Consider the following 16153-nt stretch of genomic DNA (forward strand, 5'->3'; position numbering starts at 1 on the left):
TCCACCCGATCGCGATGAGCGAAGGCCTGCGTTTCGCGATCCGCGAAGGCGGCCGCACCGTCGGCGCCGGCGTGGTTGCCAAGATCGTCAAGTAACATCATGGCGGGACTCGGGGCTCGGGACCCGGGACTCGGTAAAGCTCGAAGTGCGGCGACGCAACGGCTTTTCCGAGTCCCGGGTCCCGGGTTCCGGGTCCCGCAAGTTTCCATACGCCAGTAGCTCAATTGGCAGAGCAGCGGTCTCCAAAACCGCAGGTTGGGGGTTCGAGTCCCTCCTGGCGTGCCACTATCGAGGACCGAAGGCGGGTTGGGTTGCTTGCAGATACTTGAATCTGCGCAGTCAGGCCTGATCCTTACCGCATGAATACCAAGGCAGAACAGTCCAAAGGCGTGAATGCCGCCGATATCGGCAAGCTGGTGCTGGCGGTGCTGGTGCTGGCTGGCGGTATCTTTGCGTATTCCTGGTTCGGTAACGATGGCGGTGTGCCGCAGGCCGTGCGTTTCCTCGGCGTAGTGGTTGCACTGCTGGTTGCGCTGGCGATCGGTGCCTTCACGGGGCCGGGTCGTCGGGTTCGGGGTTTCTTAGCCGAGTCGCAGTTCGAAATGCGCAAGGTCGTATGGCCGACGCGCGATGAAACGCTCAAGACCACGGGTATCATCATCGTGGTTGTTATCGTTCTTTCGCTGCTGCTGGGCCTTATCGACCTGATTCTCAAGACGGTCGTGCTGGACTGGCTGCTCAAGCTGGGTTCGTGAGGAAAAGAGCATGAGCAAGCGTTGGTATGTGGTGCATGCCTATTCCGGGTTCGAGAACGCCGTCAAGCGTTCGCTCGATGAGCGCATCCGTCGCGCCGGAATGGAAGAGAAGTTCGGCGAAGTGCTGGTGCCGACCGAAGAAGTGATCGAAATGCGCAGCGGGCAGAAGCGCCGCAGCGAGCGCAAGTTCTTCCCCGGTTACGTGCTGGTGCAGATCGAGACCGATACCGAAGGCAAGGCCATCCGTATCGACGACGAATGCTGGCATCTGGTCAAGGAAACGCCGAAGGTCATGGGTTTCATCGGTGGTACTGCCGACCGTCCCATGCCGATCCGCGACAGTGAGGCCGATGCCATTCTCAGCCGCGTCCGCGAAGGCGTGGAAAAGCCCAAGCCGAAGGTGCTGTTCGAGCCGGGCGAGATGGTTCGTGTCACCGATGGTCCGTTCAACGACTTCAACGGCGTGGTCGAGGAAGTCAACTACGAAAAGAGCCGCCTGCGCGTGGCGGTGTTGATCTTCGGCCGTTCGACCCCAGTTGAGCTGGAGTTCGGTCAGGTCGAAAAGGCCTAGGCCTTTTCGACAAGAGGGTACGAAGCTTTTCGCTCTGAAAGCCTCTGGTTGGAGCGAAAAATCGGATGTCGCCGCCCATCCTGAGCCGTCCAGCGGCACGGGGCTTGCTTAAAAGCTGATCAATCTTTAAACTATTCGGTTCACGCCGCCGTCTCTCGACGCGGCGTGTCCGTGTTTTCGGAATCTGCAGGACGCGGACTCCCCTCCCATCCATGGAAAAGGTCGTACGGCGAGGAGCCGCAAGGCGCTTGAACTCGCGAGGAAAATGCAATGGCAAAGAAAGTTGTCGGTTATATCAAGCTGCAGGTCAAGGCCGGTCAGGCCAACCCGTCGCCGCCCGTGGGCCCGGCCCTCGGTCAGCGCGGCCTGAATATCATGGAATTCTGCAAGGCGTTCAATGCCGCCACGCAGAAGATGGAACCGGGTCTCCCGATTCCGGTGATCATCACCGCCTATTCGGACCGCAGCTTCACCTTTATTACCAAGACCCCGCCCGCCACCGTGCTGATCAAGAAGGCCACCGGTGTCGCCAAGGGTTCGTCCAAGCCGAACACCGATAAGGTCGGCAAGATCACCCGCAAGCAGCTCGAAGACGTTGCGAAGCAGAAAGAGCCGGATCTGACGGCGGCTGATCTGGACGCTGCGGTGCGCACCATTGCCGGTAGCGCGCGCAGCATGGGCTTGGTGGTGGAGGGTTAAGACATGGCAAAGCTCACGAAGCGTATGAAGGCGGCTACGGCCGCAGTGCAGCCGGGCAAGTTCTATGGCCTGGAAGAAGCCCTGAACATCGTCAAGAACAACGCCAAGGCGAAGTTCGCTGAATCCGTCGACGTGGCCGTGCGCCTGGGTATCGATGCGAAGAAGTCCGACCAGGGTGTGCGTGGTTCCTCGCTGCTGCCGCACGGCACCGGCAAGACCGTCAAGGTCGCCGTGTTCGTGCCGGCCGGTGAAAAGGCCGAGGCCGCCAAGGCCGCCGGTGCCGACGCCGTCGGTATGGACGACCTGGCCGAGCGCATGCAGGCTGGCGATCTCGACTTCGGTCGCGTGATCGCTACGCCGGACGCGATGCGCGTGGTCGGTAAGCTCGGTCAGCTGCTCGGTCCGCGTGGCCTGATGCCGAACCCGAAGGACGGCTCGGTCACGGCCGACGTCGCCACCGCGGTCAAGAACGCCAAGGCAGGTCAGGTCAAGTTCCGTAACGACAAGGCGGGCATCATCCACGCCACGATCGGCAAGGCCAGCTTCGACGCGGCTCAGCTCGCTGACAACCTGAACACGCTGATCGCCGACCTGCTCAAGGCCAAGCCGTCGACGGCGAAGGGCCAGTACCTGCAGAAGGTCGCCCTGTCGAGCACGATGGGTGTGGGTGTGCCGGTCGATACCTCGACCCTGGCCACCAACGCCAAGTAAGCAATCAAGTCCTGTATCGGCGGTTGCCGGTACAGGCACGTTTTTGAGGGCAGCCCTGGCGATAAGCCGGAGCCGCCGTCAAAGACCGCAGGCGAGATCAAAAGCACGTCGATGACGAGCATGGAGCTCATGGTTGGCAGGGAACCGCCGTCGCCGTCCGCTGGAGATCGCTTAATCGGGTCGTTTGACCTGGCCTGCGCAGATGGTGCTGCCCCTTCTGGAAACTATTTCTGGAAAGGCCACCACCCGGGGCACTTCGTGTCCCCGACGTCACGGATGGCGTCGCTCAGGACCGCAAGCGGCAGGAGCCGTAAGCGGAGTTCATAAGAGGAGTGACAATGGCTCTTAATCTGTCTCAGAAGCAAGAAGTAGTCGCCGAGCTGGCAGAAGTCGCTGCGAAGGCACACTCCTTGGTCGCTGCCGAGTACGCAGGCACCACGGTCGCACAGATGACCGCGATGCGTAAGAAGGCTCGCGAAACCGGCGTTTTCTTGAAAGTTGTCAAGAACACGTTGGCATCGCGTGCCGTCGTCGGTACCGAGTTCGAGGTCGTCAAAGACGCCCTGACCGGTCCGTTGCTTTATGCGTTCTCGACCGAAGAACCCGGCGCTGCCGGTCGTCTGATCAAGGAATTCGCCAAGACCAACGAAAAGCTCAAGGCGAAAGTCGTTTCGGTGGAAGGCAAGTTGTTGCCGGCCGCGCACGTCGAAGTGTTGGCATCGCTGCCGACCCGCGAACAGGCGCTGACCATGCTGGCACGCGTGTTGGCCGAACCGGCCACCATGCTCGCCCGCGCCATCAAGGCTGTGGCCGACCAGCAGGGTGGTGGCGAAGTCGCCGCCGAAGCCCCGGCTGAAGCCGAGCCCGCCTAAGTCTCGACGCTGTTTCTAACCGAATCTATTTCCAGAGGTATTAAAAATGTCCCTTTCCAACGAACAGATCGTTGAAGCCGTCGCCGCCAAGTCGCTGATGGAAGTGATGGAGCTGGTCAAGGCCATCGAAGAGAAGTTTGGCGTGTCCGCCGCTGCCCCGGTTGCCGTGGCTGCCGGTCCGGCCGCTGCTGGCCCGGCTGCTGAAGAGCAGACCGAGTTCGACGTGATCCTGAAGAGCGCCGGCGAGAAGAAGGTCGACGTGATCAAGGCCGTTCGCGCCATCACGGGCCTGGGCCTGAAGGAAGCGAAGGACCTGACCGAGGCCGGTGGCGTCGTGAAGGAAGCCGCTTCGAAGGAAGACGCTGCGAAGTTCAAGAAGGACCTCGAAGCCGCTGGCGCTACCGTCGAACTGAAGTAATTGGCGCTTTGCGCGCCGGCAGTTCGTTCTAGCGCAAGCTGAGCCTGGGGGCGTAAGCCCCCGGGCTTTCCCTGTTACGAAAGGCCGTCTATGGGGCCTGGCGTCACCGGGACAGAAAGTGAATCACGCATCACCGTAGCAACGCAGCAAAAGGCAGCACTGAAAGGCTTTGGATCGGCCTTTGACTCATGTCTTTTGATGCACCGTTCGTAGGGCAGCACACCCGATCGGACGGTATGCAGATCCAGTTTTTCAATTCAGCCGGTGTGTGCACCACCGGCGCCACTGCGAACCGAGGCGTCACCTACCATGACCTACTCGTTTACCGAGAAGAAGCGCATCCGCAAGGATTTCGGCAAGCGTCCGCCTGTTTTGGGCGTGCCGAACCTGCTGACCATCCAGACTGACTCCTATCGCGAGTTCCTCCAAGAGCATGTCGCGCCAAAGCAGCGTGACGAAAAGGGTCTGCACGCCGCGCTGAAGTCGGTTTTTCCGATTGTCAGCTACTCCGGCAATGCAGCGCTGGAATACGTCGACTATCGCCTCGGCGAACCGGCGTTCGACGAGCGCGAGTGCCGCAACCGCGGCATGACGTTCGGTGCGCCGCTGCGCGTCACCGTGCGCCTGGTCATCTATGACAAGGACAGCCCGGCCTCGAAGAAAGCCGTCAAGTACGTGAAGGAGCAGGAGGTCTACATGGGCGAGATTCCGCTCATGACCGACACCGGCACCTTCATCATCAACGGCACCGAGCGCGTCATCGTCTCGCAGCTGCATCGTTCGCCGGGCGTGTTCTTCGATCACGACCGCGGCAAGACCCATAGCTCGGGCAAGCTGCTGTTCTCGGCGCGCGTCATTCCTTACCGTGGTTCGTGGCTCGACTTCGAGTTCGACCCCAAGGATGCGCTGTTCACCCGTATCGATCGTCGCCGCAAGCTGCCGGTGACCGTGCTGCTGCGCGCGCTCGGCTACAACAACGTCGAGATGCTGGACATCTTCTTCGAGCACAACGTGTTCCACCTGGGCAAGAAGGGTGGTACCACGCTCGAGCTCGTCGCCGAGCGTCTGCGCGGCGAAACGCTGAGCTTCGACCTGACGATCGGTGACAAGGTGCTGGTGGAAGCCGGCAAGCGCATCACCGCGCGTCATGTGCGCCAGCTCGCCGCCGAAAACATCACTGCGCTGGAAGTGCCGGACGACTACCCGATCGGCCGCATCCTCGCGACCGATATCGTCGACAGCAAGACCGGCGAGTTGCTGGCCCAGGCCAACGACGAAATCACCGCCGAGCAGTTGGAGAACTTCCGCAAGGCCGGCATCGAAACGCTGCCGACCCTGTACGTGAACGACCTCGACCGTGGCGCCTATGTGTCGCACACCCTGCGCATCGACAACACCAAGACGCAGCTCGAAGCGCTGGTGGAAATCTATCGCATGATGCGTCCGGGCGAGCCGCCGACCAAGGACGCCGCGCAGAACCTGTTCTACAACCTGTTCTTCACCTTCGACCGCTACGACCTCTCGGCCGTGGGCCGCATGAAGTTCAACCGTCGCGTCGGTCGCCAGGACATTCTCGGTCCGGGCGTGCTGTACGACCACAAGTACTTCAGCGAGCGCAAGGAAGAAGAAGCGCAGAACCTGGTGCAGCAGCAGGGTGTCACCTCCGACATCCTCGACGTGCTCAAGGTGCTGATCGAGATCAAGAACGGCCACGGCACCGTGGACGACATCGATCACCTGGGCAACCGTCGCGTGCGTTCGGTCGGCGAAATGGCCGAGAACACCTTCCGCATCGGCCTGGTGCGCGTCGAGCGCGCCGTGCGTGAGCGTCTGTCGCTGGCTGAATCCGAAGGCCTGACCCCGCAGGAACTGATCAACGCCAAGCCGGTTGCGGCGGCGGTGAAGGAGTTCTTCGGTTCGTCGCAGCTTTCGCAGTTCATGGACCAGAACAACCCGCTGTCGGAAGTGACGCACAAGCGCCGCGTTTCGGCCCTTGGGCCGGGCGGTCTGACCCGCGAACGCGCCGGCTTCGAAGTGCGCGACGTGCATCCGACCCATTACGGCCGCGTCTGCACCATCGAAACGCCTGAAGGCCCGAACATCGGCCTGATCAACTCGCTGGCCGTCTACGCCCGCACCAACTCGTATGGCTTCCTCGAGACGCCGTACCGTAAGGTCGCGGGTGGCAAGGTCACCGACAAGGTCGATTACCTGTCGGCGATCGAAGAGGGCGACCACGTGATCGCGCAGGCGAACTCGCCGCTCGACAAGAACGGCGCGTTCATCGAAGACTTCGTGTCCTGCCGTTTCCGCGGCGAGTCCGAGCTGCGTCCGGCGTCCGAAGTCGACTACATGGACGTTTCGCCCATGCAGACGGTGTCGGTCGCGGCAGCATTGGTGCCGTTCCTGGAGCACGATGACGCGAACCGCGCGCTGATGGGCGCGAACATGCAGCGTCAGGCCGTACCGACCCTGCGTTCGCAGACCCCGCTGGTCGGTACCGGCATCGAGCGCGCCGTGGCGCGTGACTCGGGCGTTATCGTCAGCGCCAAGCGCGGCGGCGTGATCGACCAGGTCGACGCCGGCCGTATCGTGGTGCGCGTGCACGAAGAAGAAGTCGGCGAGAACGATGCCGGCGTCGATATCTACACGCTGACCAAGTACACCCGTTCGAACCAGAACACCAACCTCAACCAGCGCCCGCTGGTGAATGTCGGTGACATCGTGGCGAAGGGCGACACGCTGGCCGACGGTTCGTCGACCGACCTGGGCGAGCTCGCGCTCGGCCAGAACATGCTGATCGCCTTCATGCCGTGGAACGGCTACAACTTCGAAGACTCGATCCTGCTCTCCGAGCGCGTCGTACAGGAAGACCGCTACACCTCGATCCACATCGAGGAGCTGTCCTGCCCGGCTCGCGACACCAAGCTGGGTGCCGAGGAAATCACCGCCGACATCCCGAACGTGGGCGAGCAGGCGCTGGCGCGTCTGGACGAGTCCGGCATCGTGTACATCGGTGCGGAAGTGAAGGCGGGCGACATCCTCGTCGGCAAGGTCACGCCCAAGGGCGAAAGCCAGCTGACGCCGGAAGAGAAGCTGCTGCGCGCGATCTTCGGCGAGAAGGCGTCCGATGTTAAGGACAGCTCGCTGCGCGTGCCGCCGGGCATGGACGGCACCGTCATCGACGTGCAGGTCTTCACCCGCGACGGCATCGAGAAGGACAAGCGCGCCAAGCAGATCGAGGAAGTCGAGCTCAAGCGTATCCGCAAGGACTTCGATGACCAGTTCCGCATCCTCGAAGGCGCGATCTACAACCGTATGCGCGTGCAGCTGCTGGGCAAGAGCGCGATGAGCGGTCCGGGTGGCTTGAAGCGCGGTGTGGAAATCACCGGCGAGTACCTCGATAGCCTGAAGAAGGACGACTGGTTCAAGATCAACGTCAAGGACGAGGAAGTCACCGAGTTCCTCGAGCGCGCGTCCGATCAGGTCAAGCGCCACAAGGAAGAATTCGACAAGCGCTTCAAGGAAAAGCAGGCCAAGATCACCCAGGGCGACGACCTCGCGCCGGGCATGCTCAAGATGGTCAAGGTGTTCCTGGCCGTTAAGCGCCGCATCCAGCCGGGCGACAAGATGGCCGGTCGCCACGGTAACAAGGGTGTGGTGTCCAACGTGGTGCCGGTCGAGGACATGCCGTTCTCCGCCGACGGCATGCCGGTCGACATCGTGCTCAATCCGCTGGGCGTGCCTTCGCGTATGAACATCGGTCAGATTCTGGAAGTGCATCTGGGCTGGGCCGCCAAGGGCCTGGGCCACAAGATCCAGAAGATGATGGAAGCGCAGGCCAAGGTGGCGCAGATCCGCGAGTTCCTCGACCAGATCTACAACCACCATGTTGCCGGTGCCGTGCAGCACGTCGACCTGAAGTCGCTCACCGATCAGGAAATCATCGCTCTGGCGACGAACCTGCAGGAAGGCGTGCCGATGGCTACGCCGGTGTTCGACGGCGCGGAAGAAACCGAAATCAAGGCGATGCTGCGGTTGGCGGATCTGCCCGAGTCGGGCCAGACCACGCTGTTCGACGGCCGTACCGGCGAAGCGTTCGATCGCCCGGTCACCGTCGGCTACATGCACTACCTGAAACTGAACCACCTGGTCGACGACAAGATGCATGCGCGTTCCACCGGTCCGTACTCGCTCGTGACCCAGCAGCCGCTGGGTGGCAAGGCGCAGTTCGGCGGTCAGCGCTTCGGCGAAATGGAAGTCTGGGCGCTGGAAGCCTACGGCGCGGCCTACACCCTGCAGGAAATGCTGACGGTGAAGTCCGACGACGTGCAGGGCCGCAACCAGATGTACAAGAACATCGTCGATGGTAACCACGAGATGGCTGCCGGCATGCCGGAATCCTTCAATGTGTTGATGAAGGAAATCCGTTCGCTCGGCATCGACTTCGACCTGGAAGAGATCAAGTAACCCGCGGGTTACAGGAGCTTATGCAATGAAAGATTTGCTCAATCTATTCAACCAGCAGCGCGCCACGCCCGATTTTGACTCGATCAAGATCGCGCTGGCGTCGCCGGAACTGATCCGTTCCTGGTCCTACGGCGAAGTAAAGAAGCCGGAAACGATCAACTACCGCACCTTCAAGCCGGAGCGTGACGGCCTGTTCTGCGCCGCCATCTTTGGTCCGGTGAAGGACTACGAGTGCCTGTGCGGCAAGTACAAGCGCATGAAGCACCGCGGCGTGGTCTGCGAAAAGTGCGGCACCGAGGTCACCCTGGCCAAGGTCCGTCGCGAACGCATGGGCCACATCGAGCTGGCCAGCCCGACCGCGCATATCTGGTTCTTGAAGTCGCTGCCGTCGCGCATCGGCCTGATGCTGGATATGACCCTGCGTGACATCGAGCGCATCCTGTACTTCGAAGCCTTCGTGGTGATCGATCCGGGCATGACCTCGCTCGAGCGCGGTCAGTTGCTCAGCGAAGACCAGTACCTCGAAGCCGTCGAAGAACACGGCGACGAGTTCGACGCGCGCATGGGCGCCGAGGCGGTGTACGAGCTGCTGAAGTCGCTCGACCTGCCGGGCGAAGTCGTGCGCCTGAAGGAAGAAATCGGCTCTACCAACTCCGAGACCAAGCTCAAGCGCCTCACCAAGCGCGTCAAGCTGATCGAGGCGTTCCTGGAATCGGGCAACCGTCCGGAATGGATGGTGCTGACCGTGCTGCCGGTGCTGCCGCCGGATCTGCGTCCGCTGGTGCCGCTCGATGGCGGCCGCTTCGCGACGTCGGATCTGAACGACCTGTACCGCCGCGTGATCAACCGCAACAACCGTCTTAAGCGCCTGCTTGAGCTGAGCGCGCCGGACATCATCGTGCGCAACGAAAAGCGCATGCTGCAGGAATCGGTCGACGCGTTGCTCGACAACGGTCGTCGCGGTCGTGCCATCACCGGCACGAACAAGCGCGCGCTGAAGTCGCTGGCCGACATGATCAAGGGCAAGCAGGGCCGCTTCCGTCAGAACCTGCTCGGCAAGCGCGTGGACTACTCCGGTCGTTCGGTGATCGTGGTCGGTCCGACCCTGCGCCTGCACCAGTGCGGTCTGCCCAAGAAGATGGCACTGGAGCTGTTCAAGCCCTTCATCTTCGCCAAGCTGCAGGCTCGCGGTGAAGCCACCACCATCAAGGCCGCCAAGAAGCTCGTCGAGCGCGAGGAAGGCCAGGTGTGGGACATCCTGGAAGACGTCATCCGCGAGCATCCGGTGCTGCTGAACCGTGCGCCTACCCTGCATCGTCTGGGTATCCAGGCGTTCGAGCCGGTGCTGATCGAAGGCAAGGCGATCCAGCTGCATCCGTTGGTCTGTACGGCATTCAACGCCGACTTCGACGGTGACCAGATGGCCGTGCACGTGCCGCTGTCGATCGAGGCGCAGCTCGAAGCCCGCGCCCTGATGATGTCGTCGAACAACATCCTGTCGCCGGCCAACGGTGAGCCGATCATCGTGCCGACCCAGGACGTGGTGCTGGGCCTGTATTACATGACTCGCGAACTGGTGAACGTCAAGGGCACCGGCATGGTGTTCTCGGGCATCAGCGAAGTGCGTCGCGCCTACGACAATCGCGCCGTCGAACTGCACGCCAAGGTCAAGGTGCGTCTGAAGCAGACGCATATCGACGAAGAGGGTGTCCGCACTACGGCGGTGACGCTGGTCGAGACCACTGTCGGTCGTGCGCTGCTGGCCGAAATCCTGCCCGACGGCTTGCCGTTCGTGCTGGCCAACACCGAGCTGACCAAGAAAGCCATCTCGCGCCTGATCAACTCCAGCTACCGTCTGCTTGGCCTGAAGGACACGGTCGTGTTCGCCGACAAGCTGATGTACACCGGTTTCCGCTTCGCCACGCGTGCGGGTATCTCGATCGGCATCGATGACATGATCATCCCCGACGAGAAGAAGCCGATCCTGGAAGAGGCCGAGAAGGAAGTGGTCGAGATTCAGGAGCAGTATCAGTCGGGTCTGGTCACCGCCGGCGAGCGCTACAACAAGGTGGTCGACATCTGGTCGCGCACCAACGAACTGGTCGCCAAGGCGATGATCGACGGCATCGGTACCGAGAAGGTCACCAATGCCGAAGGCAAGACGGTCAACCAGAAGTCGATGAACTCGCTGTACATCATGGCCGACTCCGGCGCCCGTGGTTCGGTCGCGCAGATTCGTCAGCTGGCTGGTATGCGTGGTTTGATGGCTCGTCCGGACGGCTCGATCATCGAGACCCCGATCAAGGCCAACTTCCGCGAAGGCCTGAACGTGCTGCAGTACTTCAACTCGACCCACGGTGCCCGTAAGGGCCTAGCCGATACCGCGTTGAAGACCGCCAACTCCGGTTACCTGACCCGTCGTCTCGTCGACGTGGCGCAGGACGTGGTCATCACGCTCGATGACTGCGGCACCGAGGACGGCGTCATCATGCAGCCGATCGTCGAAGGCGGCGATGTGGTCGAGCCGTTGCGCGATCGTGTGCTGGGTCGTGTGGTCTGCGAAGACGTCTACGCCCCGGGCGATGACGATCAGCCGATCGTCACTCGCAACACCGTGCTGGACGAGGCGTTGGTCGAAAAGCTCGACAAGGCCAGCGTGCAGACCATCAAGGTCCGTTCGCCGATCACCTGTCAGTCCTCGCATGGCGTTTGCGCGCTGTGCTACGGCCGCGATCTGGCCCGTGGCCACCTGGTCAACATGGGCGAGGCCGTGGGTGTGGTCGCCGCGCAGTCGATCGGTGAGCCGGGTACCCAGCTGACCATGCGTACGTTCCACATCGGTGGTGCGGCGTCGCGTGCGGCTGCGGTCGACAACGTGACGGTGAAGACCACCGGCACGCTGAAGTTCAACAACCTGAAGACGGTGCAGCACGGCCAGGGCCATCTGGTGGCGGTGTCGCGTTCGGGCGAAGTGTCGATCATCGACACCAACGGCCGCGAGCGCGAGCGCTACAAGGTGCCTTACGGTGCCACCATCACGGTCAAGGACGGCGCGCCGGTCAAGGCTGGTCAGACCGTGGCCAACTGGGATCCGCATACCCATCCGATCGTCTCGGAAGTGGCCGGTACCGTGCGCTTCATCGACTTCATCGATGGCGTCACCGTGCAGAGCCAGACCGACGAGCTGACCGGCCTGGAGTCGGCGGTGGTGACCGATCCGAAGCGCCGCGGTACGCAGGCCAAGGATTTGCGCCCGATCGTCCGCCTGGAAGACAGCAAGGGCCGCGAGCTCAAGCTGCCGGGTACCGACGTACCGGCGCAGTACTTCCTGCCGGCCGGTGCGATCGTGTCGATCCAGAACGGTGCCGAAGTGGGCCCGGGCGACGTGGTTGCCCGTATCCCGCAGGAAACCTCCAAGACCCGCGACATTACCGGTGGTCTGCCCCGCGTGGCCGACTTGTTCGAAGCGCGCAAGCCGAAGGAGCCGGCGATCCTGGCCGAGCGTTCGGGCGTCATCAGCTTCGGCAAGGACACCAAGGGCAAGCAGCGCCTGATCATCAAGGACGTGGACGGCAACGAGCACGAGGAGCTGATTCCCAAGTGGCGTCAGGTCATCGTGTTCGAAGGCGAGCACGTCGAGAAGGGCGAAACGGTAGTGGACGGCGAGCCCAATCCGCATGACATCCTGCGCCTGCTGGGTGTCGAGCCGCTGGCCGCTTACCTGGTCAAGGAGATCCAGGACGTCTACCGCCTGCAGGGCGTGAAGATCAACGACAAGCACATCGAAGCGATCATTCGTCAGATGCTGCGCAAGGTCGAAATCACCGAGCCGGGCGAAAGCCATTACCTGCGCGGTGAGCAGGTGGAACGCGTACGGATCAACGCCGAGAACGACCGTGCGGTCAATCGCGGCGAGCGTCCGGCCGAGTTCCAGTCGGTCCTGCTGGGTATCACCAAGGCGTCGCTGGCCACCGAGTCGTTCATCTCGGCAGCCTCGTTCCAGGAAACCACCCGCGTTCTTACCGAAGCGGCGGTTCGTGGCACGCGCGATACCTTGCGTGGCCTGAAAGAAAATGTTACTGTCGGCCGGCTAATCCCTGCAGGTACAGGTCTGGCGTACCACGCTCAGCGTCGTCGCCAGGGCGGTCTGACCGCCTCGGAGCTGGAAACCCTCTCCGGTTCCGCCTCGGTCTCCTTCGCGGAAGCCGCTGCCGGTAGTGATGTTGAATAAGTCCGCGATATAGGGCTTAAAACAAACGAAATGAGGTGCAAGGAAGCACCTCGTGTTCGAGTCAGGGATGGCAGGGCGTTAGCTTGCCTGGTGCAAGCCACGCATGTTAAATTCCCGCTTCTTGGCAGGCCGAGCTGATTCGGTCTGCCTTTATGTTTCCCAGGAAAAGTTTCGCATGGCAACCATTAACCAGTTGGTGCGCAAATCCCGCAGCCCGAAGAGCTACAAGAGCGATTCTCCGGCCCTGCAGAACAGCCCGCAGCGTCGCGGTGTCTGCACGCGCGTCTATACGACCACCCCCAAGAAGCCGAACTCGGCGCTGCGTAAGGTTGCCAAAGTGCGCCTGACCAACGGCTACGAGGTCATCAGCTACATCGGTGGTGAAGGTCACAACCTGCAGGAGCACTCGGTGGTCCTGATCCGCGGCGGTCGCGTCAAGGATCTCCCGGGTGTGCGTTATCACACGGTGCGCGGCAGTCTCGACTGCGCCGGCGTCGCCAAGCGTCGCCAGGCCCGCTCCAAGTACGGCGCCAAGCGCCCGAAGAGCTAAGAGCAAAGGACACCCAACATGTCGCGTAAAGGTTCACATCCCGCCCGTCAGGTTCTGCCCGATCCCAAGCACGGCAGCCAGCTGATCGCTCGTTTCATCAACATGGTGATGAAGAGCGGCAAGAAGTCGGTCGCCGAAAGCATCGTCTACGGCGCGCTGACCCATCTGGGCGAAAAGAACGCCGAGCCGGTTTCCCTGGTCGAGAAGGCCCTGGGCAACGTCGCTCCGGCCGTCGAGGTCAAGTCCCGCCGCGTCGGTGGTGCCACCTACCAGGTGCCCGTCGAAGTGCGTCCGGGCCGCCGTATGGCCCTGGCCATGCGTTGGGTCATCGATGCCGCCCGCAAGCGTGGCGAGACTTCGATGCCGCGCAAGCTTGCTGCCGAACTGCTGGAAGCCTCGGAAAACCGTGGTGGTGCCATCAAGAAGCGTGAAGAAACGCATCGCATGGCCGAAGCCAACAAGGCGTTCTCGCATTACCGTTGGTAAGTAACAAAGTAGAGGTTTAGGACCGTGGCACGCACCACTCCCATCGAGCGCTATCGTAACTTCGGCATCATGGCTCACATCGATGCCGGTAAGACTACGACCACGGAGCGCATCCTGTTCTACACCGGCGTCAGTCACAAGATTGGCGAGGTGCATGACGGTGCGGCGACGATGGACTGGATGGAGCAGGAGCAGGAGCGCGGCATCACCATTACGTCGGCGGCAACGACGGCGTTCTGGAAGGGCATGGATCGTTCCTTGCCCGAGCATCGCTTCAACATCATCGACACCCCCGGGCACGTCGACTTCACCATCGAGGTGGAGCGGTCGTTGCGTGTGCTGGACGGTGCGGTGTTTGTGCTTTGCGCTGTCGGTGGTGTGCAGCCGCAGTCGGAAACGGTGTGGCGTCAGGCGAACAAGTACGGTGTGCCGCGCCTGGCGTTCGTCAACAAGATGGACCGCACCGGTGCCAACTTCACCAAGGTGGTCGAGCAGCTGAAGTCGCGCCTGGGTGCCAATCCGGTGCCGATGCAGGTGCCGATCGGTGCCGAAGACAACTTCGAAGGCGTGATCGACCTCATCAAGATGAAGGCGATCATCTGGGACATGGAGTCCCAGGGCATGAAGTTCGAATACCAGGACATCCCGGCCAACCTGAAGGACGATGCCGTCGAGGCGCGTAGCTTCATGGTGGAGTCGGCGGCCGAAACGTCCGAAGAACTGATGAACAAGTACCTGGAAGAGGGCGACCTCTCCGAGGACGAAATTCTTGCAGGTCTTCGCGCCGGTACGCTGGCAAACACGCTGATTCCGGTGTTCTGCGGTACGGCCTTCAAGAACAAGGGCGTGCAGGCCATGCTCGACGCAGTGATCCAGTTGCTGCCGTCGCCGGCCGATCGTCCGCCGGTCAAGGGTATCGACGAGAACGACAAGGAAGACAGTCGTGTCGCGGACGACAAGGCGCCGTTCTCGGCGCTGGCGTTCAAGATCATGACCGATCCGTTCGTCGGTTCGCTGACCTTCTTCCGCGTGTACTCGGGCATGCTCAATTCGGGCGATGCCGTCTACAACCCGGTGAAGTCGAAGAAGGAGCGTATCGGTCGCATCCTGCAGATGCACGCGAACGAGCGTCACGAGCTCAAGGCCGTCTGTGCGGGCGATATCGCCGCGGCAGTGGGTCTGAAGGACGTGACGACCGGTGACACGCTGTGCGCGCAGGATCACGTCATCACTCTGGAGCGCATGACGTTCCCGGAGCCGGTGATCTCGATGGCAGTCGAGCCGAAGACCAAGTCGGACCAGGAAAAGATGGGTATCGCCCTCGGCCGTCTGGCCGCGGAAGATCCGTCGTTCCGCGTTCGCACGGACGAAGAATCCGGCCAGACGATCATCTCGGGCATGGGCGAGCTTCACCTGGATATCCTGGTGGATCGCATGAAGCGCGAGTTCAACGTCGAGGCCAACGTGGGCAAGCCGCAGGTGGCTTACCGCGAGACGCTGCAGGGTAGCTACAAGGCGGACTTCAAGCACGCCAAGCAGTCCGGTGGTAAGGGTCAGTACGGCCATGTCGTCATCGAGTTTGCACCGATGACCGACGAGGAGCGCAAGGATCCGAACACCAAGGACGACTTCCTGTTCGTCAATGACATTACGGGCGGTGTGATTCCGAAGGAATACATCCCGTCGGTCGAAAAGGGTCTGCGCGAATCCATCACCAGCGGCCATCTGGCCGGCTTCCCGGTGGTGGGCGTGAAGGCCAAACTCGTGTTCGGTTCGTACCACGACGTCGATTCGTCGGAAATGGCGTTCAAGATCGCTGCCCATGGCGCGTTCCGTGAAACGTTCAAGGGTGAGGGCGCCAAGCATTCGCGGCCGATCCTGCTCGAGCCGATCATGAAGGTTGAAATCGTGACACCTGAGGACTATCTCGGTGACGTGATGGGCGACGTCAGTCGTCGTCGCGGTGTGCTGCAGGGTTCGGACGATACGCCGTCGGGCAAGACCATCAATGCGATGATCCCGCTGGGTGAAATGTTCGGTTACGCCACCTCGCTGCGCTCGCAAACCCAGGGTCGGGCAACGTTCACGATGGAATTCGACCATTACGAGCCGGCCCCGAACAATATCGCCGAGCAGGTCATGAAGAAGGCCTGATAGGGCTTTTCTTTTCCCCTTATAACAGTTCTTTTTTAGAGGTTTTGAGTCATGGCAAAGGGTAAATTCGAGCGCAGCAAGCCGCACGTCAACGTAGGCACGATTGGCCACGTCGACCACGGCAAGACGACGCTGACGGCAGCGCTGACGAAGGTCGGTGCGGAGCGTTTTGGTGGTGAATTCAAGGCATATGACGCGATTGACGCGGCGCCGGAAGAGAAGGCGCGCGGCATCAC

At 61.8% G+C, this 16153-nt stretch carries 13 protein-coding genes and 1 tRNA gene; all 14 read left to right on the top strand.

The window, feature by feature from the left end; genetic code table 11:
* Positions 1–95: EF-Tu C-terminal domain-related protein (locus tag ACZ6WW_RS23010; RefSeq protein WP_465276281.1), on the top strand; the 95-nt coding region annotated here is incomplete at its 5' end.
* A 114-nt stretch (positions 96–209) separates the two neighbouring features.
* Positions 210–285, top strand: a tRNA-Trp gene (locus tag ACZ6WW_RS23015).
* Positions 286–359: 74 nt separating this feature from the next.
* Positions 360–755: a preprotein translocase subunit SecE gene (gene secE / locus ACZ6WW_RS23020; protein ID WP_281849871.1), complete on the top strand. Its 396-nt coding sequence runs from the start codon at positions 360–362 to the stop codon at positions 753–755.
* A 10-nt stretch (positions 756–765) separates the two neighbouring features.
* Positions 766–1326, top strand: a complete 561-nt coding sequence (gene nusG, locus ACZ6WW_RS23025) for a transcription termination/antitermination protein NusG (protein ID WP_281849870.1) — start codon at positions 766–768, stop codon at positions 1324–1326.
* A gap of 270 nt (positions 1327–1596) precedes the next feature.
* The gene (gene rplK, locus ACZ6WW_RS23030) at positions 1597–2025 is read left to right on the top strand and encodes a 50S ribosomal protein L11 (RefSeq protein WP_192165969.1); all 429 of its coding nucleotides are present in this window, start codon (positions 1597–1599) and stop codon (positions 2023–2025) included.
* Between the two features lie 3 nt (positions 2026–2028).
* Positions 2029–2736, top strand: a complete 708-nt coding sequence (gene rplA, locus ACZ6WW_RS23035; RefSeq protein ID WP_281849868.1) for a 50S ribosomal protein L1 — start codon at positions 2029–2031, stop codon at positions 2734–2736.
* Between the two features lie 338 nt (positions 2737–3074).
* Entirely contained in the window at positions 3075–3608 is a 534-nt protein-coding gene (rplJ, locus tag ACZ6WW_RS23040; RefSeq protein WP_281849867.1) for a 50S ribosomal protein L10, read from the top strand.
* Positions 3609–3654: 46 nt separating this feature from the next.
* Positions 3655–4026: a 50S ribosomal protein L7/L12 gene (rplL, locus tag ACZ6WW_RS23045; protein WP_465276277.1), complete on the top strand. Its 372-nt coding sequence runs from the start codon at positions 3655–3657 to the stop codon at positions 4024–4026.
* Between the two features lie 309 nt (positions 4027–4335).
* On the top strand, positions 4336–8496 hold the full coding sequence (rpoB, locus tag ACZ6WW_RS23050; protein ID WP_465276278.1) for a DNA-directed RNA polymerase subunit beta: 4161 nt from the start codon (positions 4336–4338) through the stop codon (positions 8494–8496).
* A gap of 25 nt (positions 8497–8521) precedes the next feature.
* Entirely contained in the window at positions 8522–12727 is a 4206-nt protein-coding gene (gene rpoC, locus ACZ6WW_RS23055) for a DNA-directed RNA polymerase subunit beta' (RefSeq protein ID WP_465276279.1), read from the top strand.
* A gap of 175 nt (positions 12728–12902) precedes the next feature.
* Positions 12903–13277, top strand: a complete 375-nt coding sequence (gene rpsL, locus ACZ6WW_RS23060) for a 30S ribosomal protein S12 (protein WP_281849864.1) — start codon at positions 12903–12905, stop codon at positions 13275–13277.
* A gap of 18 nt (positions 13278–13295) precedes the next feature.
* On the top strand, positions 13296–13763 hold the full coding sequence (gene rpsG / locus ACZ6WW_RS23065) for a 30S ribosomal protein S7 (RefSeq protein ID WP_465276280.1): 468 nt from the start codon (positions 13296–13298) through the stop codon (positions 13761–13763).
* Between the two features lie 24 nt (positions 13764–13787).
* On the top strand, positions 13788–15917 hold the full coding sequence (gene fusA / locus ACZ6WW_RS23070) for an elongation factor G (RefSeq protein ID WP_281849862.1): 2130 nt from the start codon (positions 13788–13790) through the stop codon (positions 15915–15917).
* 51 nt (positions 15918–15968) lie between these two features.
* Positions 15969–16153, top strand: a 185-nt coding sequence (locus ACZ6WW_RS23075) for a GTP-binding protein (RefSeq protein WP_465276058.1), incomplete at its 3' end; no start/stop codon positions are given.

The sequence above is a fragment of the Dyella sp. NPDC103356 genome (assembly GCF_055584465.1).